A 12,602-nucleotide genomic window follows, 5' to 3' on the forward strand; every position below is an offset into this window, starting at 1 on the left:
GCGTATGACAGGCTCCGGAAGACGGTTGTTGCGCACGTATTCGGTGAACGCACTATGGCGACGCTGGGGCGTCGTTATGAGCCTGCTGTCACCCTTTGACGTGGTGATATGGATGACGGATGGCTGGCCGCTGTATGAATCCCGCCTGAAGGGAAAGCTGCACGCAATCAGCAAGCGATATACGCAGCGAATTGAGCGGCATAACCTGAATCTGAGGCAGCATCTGGCAAGGCTGGGACGGAAGTCGCTGTCGTTCTCAAAATCGGTGGAGCTGCATGACAAAGTCATCGGGCATTATCTGAACATAAAACACTATCAATAAGTTGGGACCATTACCCATAACCAGTATAATTCAGAGGAGGATTTTTATGCGCACTTTATTTACAGCAATGACAGCAATCACCGGCAGGTCAGCCATTTTCCCGGGGACCGGATCATGAATCCGGGCAGTTTTGCCGGGGGCCTGACACTGCTCTGGCCCCCGATTTTTACTCCCCGCGTCAGGGTACCCCTCTATGCAGAGCCCTGCGCCGCAGGGTTTCCCTCTCCGGCGGCAGATTACGTTGAGAAAGAGCTGGACCTGAATGAACTCTGCATCCGCCGGCGCGCCTCTACTTTCTTTGTCCGCGCCAGCGGCAACAGCATGCGCGATCTCGGGTTGTGCGATGGCGACGTCATGGTTGTCGATCGCGCCGAGAAGCCTTCCCACGGCGATATTGTTATCGCCGAAGTTAACGGAGAATTTACGGTCAAGCGCCTGCAGCTGCATCCCCGCCCCGCCCTGCTCCCGATGAACCCCGCCTACCCCGTGATTTATCCGGAGGAGCTGCAGCTGCTCGGCGTAGTGACGTGGTTTTTCAACAGTACGCGCTCGCGGAGGTGATTATGCCCATGTTCGGACTCGCCGACGTGAACGCATTTTATGCCAGCTGCGAGGCGCTGTTCCGCCCGGATCTGCGCGGTAAGCCGGTTGTGGTACTGAGCAACAACGACGGCTGCGTCATTGCGCGCAGCGCCAGCGCAAAAAAACTTGGCATAAAAATGGGCACGCCATGGTTTCAGATAAAGAACCAGCTCTATCCCGAAAAGGTATTTATCTTCAGTTCGAACTACGGGCTTTACCATAATCTCAGCCAGCGCGTGATGACAGCCCTGGAAGAACTGCCCCCCCGTGTTGAACAGTACAGCATTGATGAAATGTTCCTCGACCTGACGGGCATTAACGGCTGCGAAGATTATGAACATTTTGGCCGCCGCCTCAGAATACATGTGATGAATACCACCGGGCTGGTTATTGGCGTTGGTATGGGGCCGACCAAAACGCTGGCGAAGTCAGCACAGTGGGCCAGCAAGGAGTGGCCACAGTTTCGGGGCGTGCTCGCGCTTACGCCAGACAACCCAAAGCGCACCGCTACTCTTCTGGAAAATCAGCCTGTGGAAGAAATCTGGGGGGTGGGACGTCGCATCGGCAAACGCCTGAATCTGATGGGTATCCATAATGCGCTACAGCTGGCACGCGCCCACCCTGCCCTCATCCGGAAAAACTTTAACGTGGTTCTGGAGAGAACCGTACGCGAACTGAACGGCGAATCCTGTATTCCGCTTGAGGAACTGCCCCCTGCCAAGCAACAAATTTGCTGCTCCCGCTCTTTTGGTGAGCGCATCACCTCAAAGGTCGCCATGCAGCAGGCGCTGTGCTTGTACGCGACAAGAGCGGCCGAAAAGCTCCGGGGCGAGCGGCAGTTCTGCCGGCGTGTCAGCGTGTTTATTCGCACCTCGCCGCATGCGGTCAACGAGGTGTTTTACGGAAACAGCGCCGGAGAAAAGCTCAGCCTGCCTACCCAGGATACGCGGGACATTATTGACGTGGCCATGCGATCGCTCGATCGCATCTGGCTCGAAGGTCGCCGGTACATGAAAGCGGGCATCATGCTCGATGACTTTACCCCAGACGGAGTGAGTCAGCTCAATCTCTTTGATGACAGGCAGCCACGAAAGAACAGTGCGCAGCTCATGAAAGTGCTGGACGGCATTAATCAGTCCGGGCTGGGAAACGTGTGGTTTGCAGGACAGGGAGTGAATACCGAATGGAACATGAAGCGGGAGATGCTCAGCCCAGCCTGGACCACACGCTGGTCTGACATTCCTGTTGCACGCGTATTATAGCCGGGTAGGCAAACGGGAGTTCGCCTGTTTTCTTCTCAGGGAACCTGTTTCGGAAACGCTTTCTCAAACTGGCCCTGAAGCCAGCCATAACGTCCCTGTTTTGCGTGACTCACAGGAGCATCGCTCGCCGTTACTCGCTGAAAAATGCGTCAGGCGCAATTCCGCTGACGCACCGGGATATCAGCATCACTCAGAGGGTAAAATCGACGTGCTCACCGCCCGGCATATTGACGCCAATTGTCAGCTGACCGCCAAGCGCCTCAACATAACGTTTGAGCGTGGCAATTTTCAGATCTTCACCGCGCCCTTCAATAGCCGCAACAGAAGGCTGTGCAATACCCATGGCTTCAGCCTGCTGCTTTTGGGTTTTCGACAGCGCCTCACGCAGTTTATACAGCTGAGAATCAAGTCGCATTGCCGCGACTTTTTCATGAACCTGCGTGAGTTCATCAGGTGTCAGATCAGCCATCAGGTCATCAAGCGTTTTCATTTCCCGCTCCGTTTCAGTTGGTCCAGATGTCGGTGGTACTCATTTTTCGCTGTTTTAATCATGGTCTTGTAGAAGCGCTTTTCATCTGCGCCTTCTTTATTACCCGCACACAGGACAATCGCTTTACGCATGGGGTCAAACACAAAGAACCCTCTTACGGGCCGCCCGTTGCTCTGCACCCTCAGTTCTTTCATGTTCGGGATTTTTGAGCCGTAAAGCGTATCCACATGCGGCCGGCCAAGATGCGGGCCTTCCTGCTTCAGGAGGTTCAGTGCGGCAAGCACATCCAGCTGCATCGCCCTGTCCTGCTCTCTGAGCCATTCCGCGAATAAATCCGTGGTTTCAACGATCCACACACGCCCACCTTTATATATTACAGTCTATACAGCATATATATCACAGTCTATTTTTTCAATACTGCGCTCTGTCTGCTATACCAACATCCTTTATCGCCAGGTTTTCATATCTGCGCAGGTGGCAGGCTGTATAAATGCAATATGCCCGACATCAGCCAGACTGAATACGCTCAGGGTAAGCGGCAGGCCCCGGCCTGCTAAACAGCGGGTCTGTCATGAACGCTGACCCTCAGATTAATTCTTTACCCTGCGGCGCGTCATTAAGTCCGTCGTGACTTTCTTCGTTGAGGTAGCTGATCTCATTCAGATCGATAACGGACAGCAGATGCGCCTGCGTTTTACGGCCGTGGGGCAGGCGTGAAGCCGGTGTCAGTGACACTGTCTCACCCTCAACGGTGACGTTAAGCCGGATGCCAGGCATCCAGCCGGCCCGGACAGCCACATCATCCGGAACCGTGATGACTAAAATACCGTTCTGCTGAAGTAATGTCAGGTCTGCCATATTTCTCCCCTTCTCCTCTCTGACAATGCGCACGGCGCCAGACAAGCGATATCTGACTTTACTGTGAGGTTTGCTAAAGCCGGTTTTAGACAGTAACAAGACGCTGTCAGTAGCTGTATGCCTGCCCGTTAACGTGAACTGAGGCTACAGCGCAATTCTTTCCAATACCGAAAACATGCGGACTGGTTAAGTGAGTATCTCGTTAATCATTATGGAAGGGAATTTCATGTTTACGACACCATTCTGGCCTGCAGCTGATTCATATCACATCCATATGATGGATATTCCGCTGCCGGACTCACTTTCTCCGGCTGTGCTGGACCTTATTCATCAGGCTACCCGGCTTGCCGATGCAGCAAATCATATTCATCCGGTTGCCACGCGAACCGGTACCACTTTACTTCAGTCCGTCGAAGAAAAGCTCAGCATTATCTGTTTTAAGCTCGCCCGGGAATTTGCCGACCCGGACACCCGAAAAGCATTGCAACTGCGCGCTGATGTGCTTTCAGATCCCCGTACCGCAGGCGAACTGCTCCCGCAGATAGCCGGTCTTGATGAACAGGAACTGGTGCAGGGTATTGGCTATATGTCGACATGGGTGGGTAAATCCAGAGCACAGCATTACTCCGCATGGTTTGGATTACCTAATCGCGCCCTGCAGGAAGTTTCTGATGTGGTGGATGACCTTTTTTCAGATAACCTGACCTGGCTGCAGCGCCATATTGATGCACGGCTGATTGCCCTGCCCGGCTGCCGTTACAAAATCGTTGATCTGTTTGCGATTGCCGGCGAAGCCAACAGCTATCCCAAACACTTTGCTTATTTCTTCCCTGAAGACGAAGGCGTCAAGTACGCGCCTCAAAAACGCACCATCGTGTTTGCAAATACGTATCTTAACCTGTTCGAACGCTTCGCCCGAACCCAGGCCTCTCTGCTCGGCTGGCAACAAAACGTTATTCCGGAAAGCAGCATCTGTGCCCGTCACCTGATTGCGTGGTTCAGAGGTCACGATTTGGGCCATTCAATTGTCATTGAAAAAATGAGGTTCGGCAGCCTGAGCAAGCTGGACCGATGGGGATCCATGGTCATCCAGGAGGCGCTGGCTGACGTGTTTGGTCTGCTGATGTGCCTCACAGAGGATACCCGTCAGGCACTGCAGCTGGATGAAACGCATCAGCTGAGGGTGTTTCTTCTGGAGATGCTTCGGTATCTGCGTCGTGGTCCCTGCGACTATCCCGATGCCGGGGCGGCGTATATTCAGCTTAAATGGCTGACGGAACATCAGTGCCTGTACTGGAATGGAACCCACTATGAAGTGGATCTCGCCGCGGTTAAACCGGCTTTAACCGCGCTGGCCAGTGCAATGACTTTCTCCGTTCTTCAAGGTGATACCGGAAAAGCCGGGGAGTTCCTGCAACGTTATTCACCGCATCATCAGCGTGAAGAAGCTGCAATGCTGCTCAACCGGCTTGGCAAAACGGTCGACATGATTGAATACGACCAGAAGATAAAAGGTTTTCTATTATGATCGAATTCTCAAACGGCTTTTTACTGAGTTTATCGCTGTGTCTCGATATCGGCATTGCCAATATCGCCATGATCACCCTTGCCATGCAGCGCGGGTATTTCCATGGGTTCTGGCTGGGTATGGGCACCTGCGTCGGTGACCTGGCCTATGCATTACTGGCGCTGGCAGGCATGGCAGTGCTGCTTCAGTATGAAGTGGTCCGCTGGGTGCTGTGGATAGGCGGTGGAGCCCTGCTGTTATGGTTTGCCGGTAAAATGCTGGTGGCCGCATACCGAAAAGCAGCAGAACTTAATGTCAGCGAATCTCATCAGGCTCGCCCACTCCTGCGGGAGTTCGGACGGGGTGTTGTACTAGCCATGTCCTCGCCCACAGCCATCTTGTGGTTTGCCACCGTGGGCGGTGCGCTGATTTCGCGGATGGGTCATCATAGCCTGACTGGTACATCGTGGTTTCTGAGCGGGTTCTTTATAGCGGGTATGTTCTGGACATGCGTGCTTTGCCTTGTCGGGAGCTTCGGCGGCAGGATGCTGGGTCAGCGGCTGCTTAAATATTCCTACATCGCCTCGGCCCTTATCTTCAGCTATTTTGCGCTCTATGTCATTGTATCAGGATACCGGGAATTTATGGTGGCCTGAGCAGACCTGCGAAGCATAATGATGGGGCGTCGTCCCCATTACTTTTCGAAAGGCATTAATGAAATGACTCTGATCGTAAAAACCCAGCATTATTGCCGCATCAAGCGGATGAACGTTTCTGCGAAGTAAGTCTCGAGCGTGATGCAGGCGAAGCTGCATATGGTACTGCAGGGGCGGCATACCCGTATGCCGGGTAAAGAAGCGCACAAGATGATATTTACTCAGCCCCGCCATCTGCGCAAGCCTATCCAGCTGGGGTTTAACGCTGAGATTTTCTCTCAGGTATTCAATCACAATGTTGAGCCTCTGTTCGTCATTGCCCTGCAGAAATGCCGGGGTCTCCAGCAGTTCGCCGCACAGCAACATCAGCTCCTGCTCTTCATTTGCCCCTTCACCTTCGCGCGCGGAAGCCGCAAACCGGTACAGCGCATTAAACAGTCGTCTGTTTTCAATAATGCCTTCGCGCAGAACGGGCGCATGGCTGTCGCTGCGTATACTGTCCTCATCAGCCAGCAGTTTCATGACGCTCTGGGGCATGTGCACGCTGATAAAATCAACGGACTGACTGTCAAAACGCGACGCCTGAATGGTCCCCGGATTATATAAAGTCACCTGCCCACTCTTAACGTACGTGGTTTTACCTGCCAGCCAGATTTCCTCCACACCTGTTAGGTTGGCGCTAATGACGTACTCATCATGAAGATGTTTTGGAAAGCCAGCATTACAGGCACTGACGCGGGAGCATTCCACGCCATTGCGGCTAAACCACTCTGCAGACTGTAGCGACAAAATAATGGGCCTTATGCAGTAATAGTGAATGATTATTAACGTTTACTAAACCATTCCCCGCCACTTTTTTCAACTCTCCGCGGCAAAGCTTTCACGGTGCCTGAACGTCCAGGACACTGACCAGCATCCTTGCGGGGAATGCTGAGTCGGTATTTTACGTTCGGTATTTCTTCCCTTTAGTCTGTATAAAAGAGGGCAGGGCAATGCACAGCTTTCGGCGATGAATTTGGCAAGCGAACAGGTGAATTCAAAAGGTGGTGTGCCCATACGTTCATCTGCAGCCTGACAGCAGGCATTCTCTCCCTGACTGCGTGAAGAGCTGACAGTCAATCCGATTACATGTGTTGCAATACAGTCAGCGGCCATAATGCCGGGGCGGTCGCCTTTGCGAAACTTCGTGTCTGGTCAGTATCCGTTGCTATGTTCATGAATAGGACACACCTGCACGTTATCGTCGCAGCGGTTAAACAGGCCAGCGTGCTGAGCCATGACCTGATCAGCTTTCCACTTCTTCTATGGATTCAACAAGTCTGGGGCTGAATGCAGTATCTGTTGGGAGTGAATTAGCGCCCGGCTACTTTTCACTGCCCGTAATGCTTACTCATCGTGGCCTTATAACTGCGTGTGTCCATCCACCTGACAATCAGGTTAAAATTCTGTTCAAACCGTGAGTGAGCAGTAAACCACATGGGAATTTCACATTGAAATAAATCCATAAAAATATTTTAAATCAATTAGTTAACATTGAAAATCGCATGGGAATTTCATTCAGCTTTCAGACCCAGATATGTGAGATGCAAAACAGGGAAAGGGCAGGGGCTTGCGGCATTTCACCCGCTGCCTTTTAGCTGATCCCCCCGTAAAAGCAGAACAAGAGGCAACAAGTTCATACCACTGGCCTGTACAACTTTTTATTGAATACAGAAAAATGTTGCTCAAAGCATTCATAAATGTACACTAGCGAAATTAATTGTCAGTGGAGCGGATGATGAAAAGTAACTACGGTGGAGTGGATGAAACTGCGCGCAGAGCGAATGCTATGTTGCGCAGTATGAGTGATGACATTATTGATAAGCGCCAGGAATTCGGTCTCGATCAGTTCTATCAGACGTTCACACGTAATGCCGTGGCCAACCTGCCTAAGCTCAGCCGCCGTGCTGTTGAGCAGGCCATTGAAGAAATGGAATCCAAAGGGCATGTATTTGGCAAAAAGGATGCCGGTAATGCGAAACATTACGCGCTGACTGTTCAGGACGTTGTAGATATCTACGCTCACCGGAAGGTGCCAAAATACCGCGACATCCATAAGGGCGAAGGCCCGTTTGTGATCTTCGTCGTCAATCTCAAGGGTGGGGTGTCCAAAACGGTCAGTACCGTGACGCTTGCTCATGGATTACGCGTTCACCCTGACTTACTGCAGTATGATTTGCGCAATCTGGTTATCGACCTGGATCCGCAGGCATCCAGCACCATGTTCCTGAATCAGGCAAACAGCATCGGGTCGATTGTCGAAACCGCCGCTCAGGCCATGCTGAATGATCTTGATGCGCAACAGCTCAGAGAACAAATCATCAAGCCAACCATCATTCCGGATGTGGATATTATTCCGGCTTCCATTGATGATGGGTTTGTGGCCAGCCAGTGGGATCGCCTGGTTCAGGAACACCTGCCCGGCGTACTGCCTTCTGAAGTTCTGCGCCGAAACATTATCGACAGGGTGGGAAGCGACTATGATTTCATCTTTGTCGACACCGGGCCTCATCTTGACGCATTCATGCTTAATGCCATTGCGGCAAGCGATCTGCTTCTCACGCCAACACCGCCCGCGCAGGTGGACTTCCACTCAACCCTGAAATATCTCACCCGCTTACCCGATATGCTGGAGCAACTGGAAGAGGAGGGGATTACACCGCGTATAAAAGGAAATATCGGCTTCATGTCCAAGATGACGTCCAAACGTGATCATGAGATGACTCACGGGCTGGCCCGGGACGTGTTTACGTCTTACATCCTGGACGCCACGCTGCCCCGATTGGATGGGTTTGAGCGCTGCGGGGAAACGTTCGACACCATCGTCAGTGCCGATCCACAGTCATATCCGGGCAGTTCAGAAGCGCTTAAAAATGCCAAACGTGAAGCCGAACGCTTTACACAGGCCGTGTTTAAACGGATTGAGTTCGTCAGAGGGATGCGATAATGAAAGAACTGAAGAAAATGGGACGCACCCTGGGTAACTCCAGCTTCAGCAAAATGCTGAGCGAAACGGAAAGTGCCCGTACTTTTACCCTTAAATCCGGTGCCACCGCACGGTTTACGCTTAGCAAGATTCTGCATGATGACATCGAAACGCAGACTTACGTGGATGCCACGATTAACGGCCGCGATCAGGCCTTTTTAACTGAAGAATCCGTCAGCGATATTTCACGCACCATTAAACTGCAGCAGTTCTTTCCGGCTATTGGCCGTGAGGTAGACGGGCGTATTGAAGTCCTGGACGGTTCACGCCGCAGGGCCGCGTGCCTTTACAGCGGTATGCCATTTGAAGTGTTAGTGACGAAAGATGAGCTGTCGCTTTCAGACGCCCGGCAGCTGGCCATCGACATTCAGACGGCAAAAGAGCACACACTGCGTGAACTGGGTAATCGCCTTAAGCTGATGTACCCGGAGCATATGAATCAGTCTGACATTGCTGCTGCGGAAGGGCTGTCGCCGGCAAAAGTCACGCGTGCTTTTCAGGCGGCGTCGGTACCCGATGAAATGATTGCGGTCTTTCCCTCCGTCGGCGAGCTCTCTATTAACGACTATAAGACCTTACTGGATATTGCAGAAAAAGCGGTGAGCAGGCAAATCAGTGTCCAGGAACTGGCAGAGGGCGTGCGCGAACGTATTGCGCATGATGCGCTCACTGAGCTCGATGATCCGGCTGTTAAGGCAAAGATTATTGGTTACTTTCGTGCAGCCAGTGCTGAACCTAAGTCAGCGCGTGATGCGAAAAAAGTCGTGACCGAAAAAATAGCGGAATTCAGCGATAAAAAGCAGTTTGCGCGGAAAAAAACGGACGCCGAAAAGCGTCTTGTGACGTATGAGTTTTCGCGTCTTCCTGCGGCCTGGCAGGCAGAGCTGGATGATGCGGTGAAAGCCGTAATTGAAAAGATGCTCACAAAATAATTTTCAATCCAGTGTGCAAAAGAAGGGGGAGTTACTCCAGTGAGTATCTCCCCTTTTTATTGGATACCCACCAAAAAACCGCTCTAACTTACTGTTATATCTCGCCAATATGGGAAAATTTCAACTTGAAATTCCCATCATTGAATATCCTGATTCTGCACGGCTTAGCCTTCACAGTTGACTCAACTGCCCAATCTGCCTGGCCCTGAATCCCTAACGTTCAGCTTATAAGAATTATCGATCAAACATGCAGAAGTGATAGGGAAACTCACAATGACTACTTTCCACTTAAGACGCCACATGGTCTGTTAACTGGAACCGCTGTTCGTTGCCCACGTCTTGAATCATAGAAGAAGGTATATCTGTAGCGTCTCAACGTACAAATTGATGCGAAGAACTTGTCCGATAGTTGTGGTGGCTGTGCTGATAACGTTGCTTTCAATATCTTATAGGCCTGTGCAAAAAACACACAATCAAGCCTGATAAAATAAAAATATTATTTAATAACAGTTGCTTAAAAAATAAGTGTGAGCATTTTTAGCATACCTTTTAGCAGTCCTATACGACCAGGGTTTTTATATGCGAGCATAATGTTGGCTCCTCATCCTGTGACATTATTGCTGAGTAATCGCTTAAGAGGGAATGTATGACGAACTGGTAGTGAGCACAAAACACCTCAGACAATTTCAGAGAGGTTTCTCATCACATTTCTTTCATAGAGTGAGGGTGAGACCCCATAGCACCTCAAGGCTTTCACCAGTACATAAATGCAGGCTGGCTAAGAGTGGTCTACAGCGACGGTTTATCTGCAGCAGAGATCGGCTATAAATGACCCGTAGATGATGGCGCGAGTATGCCTGTTAAGCAGAAAGCCCTTAGAGTTATCCACTTATCCACGTGATAGATCCCAATAAATTGATCCTAATGAGATCCTTTATAGATCCCAAAGAGATCCCCGATCGCCGCAGGCCGCACCAGCTCTGGCCTGAAGCGGGGTCCGCATAAGCTATAACAAGTAAAATATAAGCTATACAGAGATCACAATAAGCTATAGAAAGTAAAATATAAGCTGTAATTAGGAAAACACATAAGCTATAGTGAGTTTATCGCTCATTTCCCGTTTTGATTGTGGATAACTAATCTGATTGCTTGTCAGAGGGTTACTTCGATCATTGGCGAGTTGTTATCTAACAATTCACAATCCGGATCGGTTGATCATGCTCAACGATCCTCTGAAACGTGTGCAGGAACGCTTGTGGCCAGCGACAATCTTGACTTAACAAAGCTTTTTGAAGAAAAAGACACAAAATCCGGGGAAATCGTAACCCTGACGCCGAATGCCAATAATACCGTGCAGCCGGTGGCACTGATGCGCCTGGGCGTATTTGTCCCTACGCTTAAGTCGTTAAAAAACAGCAAGAAAAACACCTCTTCAACAACCGATGCCACCGAGGAGTTGACGCGCCTGTCTCTTGCGAAAGCAGAAGGTTATGAAAAGGTTGAGATAGTCGGCCCGCGCCTGGATATGGATAACGATTTCAAGACCTGGGTCGGGATCATCCATTCCTTTGCAAAGCACAAAGACAAGGTCATTGGCAACAAGGTACAGCTCTCATTTGTAGAGTTTGCCAAGCTCTGCGGCATTCCCTCAAGTCGCTCCTCAAAGCAGCTCAGAGAGCGTATCAGCCCGTCTTTGAAGCGTATTGCCAGCACTACCATCTCTTTCTCTTCAAAAAGCGGGGACGACGCAAAAGAATACATCACGCATCTGGTCCAGTCTGCTTTTTACGATACCAAAAAGGACATTGTTATCCTGCAGGCTGACCCGAAGCTTTTCGAGCTCTACGAGTTTGATCACAAGGTGTTACTGCAGCTCAAGGCGATCAACGCGCTTAAACGCCGTGAGTCCGCTCAGGCGCTCTATACCTACATTGAAAGCCTTCCCAAGAACCCGGCCCCTATCTCACTGGCGCGCCTTCGCGAAAGGCTGAATCTGCGCTCTCCTGTGTTTTCACAGAACCAGACAGTGCGCCGTGCGATGGAGCAGCTCAAAGAGATTGGTTATCTGGACTATAGCGAAGTTCAGAAGGGACGCAGCGTCTACTTCCAGGTCCATAATCGCTATCCAAAGCTCAGAGCGCCCAAGACGGAGCAGCTGGAAATACCGAAGGCAACAACGAAAACAAAAGAGCCACTCGATCCGCAACTGCAGGAAAAGATTGAACTTCTGGATAAGCTCGGTATTTCACTTCAGGATCTGGAAAAGATTTTTAAGTCTCAGTAACAGATAAGCTGTGATGAGTGGTTCTCTTATCAGGAGAGCAAAGAATTAATGAGGCTGTAAGTACAGTCTTATAGTAACTCTCTGAATTTTATTAACTTTAGAAAAAACTACTCACTACAGCTTAGCTCTGTGGTACAAAGGGCGCGTTTTACTCCTTATAGCTTATATCTATGCGCTGAGGAGTCGAGGTCACTCACTATAGTTTATATAACCTCTCCCTCTGAAGATTCTTACTCACTACAGTTTATAAAGAACGCAAATTGCCGCTTATTCCACTCACTACAGCTTATGCAGTGATGGCGGGTAGCTGATTACTCACTACAGCTTATGATTAACAAGTCAGAGTCTTTCTTACTTGAGATTATCCTGCTGATTTTTAATGGTTTATATGCATTTCCGGCTTCTCAGCTATAAAATAGCAGAACTCACATTACTTCCTATAGCTTATGTTTACTCTTTACAGCTTATGATCAAGCCATAACATCCACTCCTTATAGCTTATATAAGCTGTAAGGAGTGATAGTCCTCACATATAACCACTCATGACAGGCGATGAACGTCATGGCAGACAATTACCTTGAATCTGCAAAGCGAGGAAATCGCAGAAACTGAGCTCGTGAGGAAATCAGTGTGCTAACAGGTTTCTCTTTCAGAGATACGCACGTGTCCGGTAATGACTCCAAC

At 50.3% G+C, this 12,602-nt stretch carries 11 protein-coding genes and 1 pseudogene; 8 read left to right on the top strand and 4 right to left on the bottom strand.

What is annotated here, in order from left to right:
- From HA46_RS19955 to umuC, 3 genes and pseudogenes are all read left to right on the top strand, one after another.
- Window positions 1-322, top strand: a pseudogene (locus HA46_RS19955) (IS1-like element IS1B family transposase); the annotation flags it as partial.
- 114 nt (window positions 323-436) lie between these two features.
- Window positions 437-883, top strand: a complete 447-nt coding sequence (gene umuD / locus HA46_RS19960) for a translesion error-prone DNA polymerase V autoproteolytic subunit (RefSeq protein WP_084886339.1) — start codon at window positions 437-439, stop codon at window positions 881-883.
- 8 nt (window positions 884-891) lie between these two features.
- Entirely contained in the window at window positions 892-2,166 is a 1,275-nt protein-coding gene (gene umuC / locus HA46_RS19965) for a translesion error-prone DNA polymerase V subunit UmuC (protein WP_084886375.1), read from the top strand.
- Window positions 2,167-2,356: 190 nt separating this feature from the next.
- On the opposite strand, the gene HA46_RS19970 is transcribed toward umuC, so the two are convergent.
- The 3 genes from HA46_RS19970 to HA46_RS19980 form a co-directional block, all read right to left on the bottom strand.
- Window positions 2,357-2,656, bottom strand: a complete 300-nt coding sequence (locus tag HA46_RS19970; protein WP_065647948.1) for an XRE family transcriptional regulator — start codon at window positions 2,654-2,656, stop codon at window positions 2,357-2,359.
- Window positions 2,653-3,012 carry a type II toxin-antitoxin system RelE/ParE family toxin gene (locus HA46_RS19975; protein ID WP_084886344.1) on the bottom strand — a complete coding sequence of 120 codons (360 nt, stop codon included), beginning with the start codon at window positions 3,010-3,012 and terminating at the stop codon, window positions 2,653-2,655. Before HA46_RS19975 ends, HA46_RS19970 begins: the two co-directional genes overlap by 4 nt.
- Before the next feature lie 229 nt (window positions 3,013-3,241).
- Complete coding sequence (locus tag HA46_RS19980; protein ID WP_065647946.1) at window positions 3,242-3,514, bottom strand: AbrB/MazE/SpoVT family DNA-binding domain-containing protein; 273 nt, start codon at window positions 3,512-3,514, stop codon at window positions 3,242-3,244.
- A gap of 226 nt (window positions 3,515-3,740) precedes the next feature.
- Here HA46_RS19980 and HA46_RS19985 point away from each other — a divergent pair, with 226 nt between their 5' ends.
- Both HA46_RS19985 and HA46_RS19990 read left to right on the top strand, forming a co-directional pair.
- Window positions 3,741-5,042, top strand: a complete 1,302-nt coding sequence (locus HA46_RS19985) for a hypothetical protein (RefSeq protein ID WP_084886349.1) — start codon at window positions 3,741-3,743, stop codon at window positions 5,040-5,042.
- Entirely contained in the window at window positions 5,039-5,677 is a 639-nt protein-coding gene (locus tag HA46_RS19990; protein WP_065647944.1) for a LysE family translocator, read from the top strand. The genes HA46_RS19985 and HA46_RS19990 overlap by 4 nt, the downstream gene beginning before the upstream one ends.
- Here HA46_RS19990 and HA46_RS19995 read toward each other — a convergent pair.
- Window positions 5,648-6,466 carry a helix-turn-helix transcriptional regulator gene (locus tag HA46_RS19995; protein WP_084886354.1) on the bottom strand — a complete coding sequence of 273 codons (819 nt, stop codon included), beginning with the start codon at window positions 6,464-6,466 and terminating at the stop codon, window positions 5,648-5,650. The two genes, HA46_RS19990 and HA46_RS19995, sit on opposite strands and share 30 nt — an antisense overlap.
- A gap of 988 nt (window positions 6,467-7,454) precedes the next feature.
- Here HA46_RS19995 and HA46_RS20000 point away from each other — a divergent pair.
- From HA46_RS20000 to HA46_RS20010, 3 genes are all read left to right on the top strand, one after another.
- The gene (locus HA46_RS20000; RefSeq protein WP_084886359.1) at window positions 7,455-8,663 is read left to right on the top strand and encodes an AAA family ATPase; all 1,209 of its coding nucleotides are present in this window, start codon (window positions 7,455-7,457) and stop codon (window positions 8,661-8,663) included.
- Entirely contained in the window at window positions 8,660-9,634 is a 975-nt protein-coding gene (locus HA46_RS20005; RefSeq protein ID WP_084886363.1) for a ParB/RepB/Spo0J family partition protein, read from the top strand. The genes HA46_RS20000 and HA46_RS20005 overlap by 4 nt, the downstream gene beginning before the upstream one ends.
- A 1,255-nt stretch (window positions 9,635-10,889) precedes the next feature.
- A complete protein-coding gene (locus tag HA46_RS20010; RefSeq protein ID WP_084886371.1) occupies window positions 10,890-11,918 on the top strand; it encodes a RepB family plasmid replication initiator protein in 1,029 nt (342 codons plus the stop codon).
- Window positions 11,919-12,602: the final 684 nt, after the last annotated feature.

It is taken from the genome of Pantoea septica, from assembly GCF_002095575.1.
GTDB classification, from domain to species: domain Bacteria; phylum Pseudomonadota; class Gammaproteobacteria; order Enterobacterales; family Enterobacteriaceae; genus Pantoea; species Pantoea septica.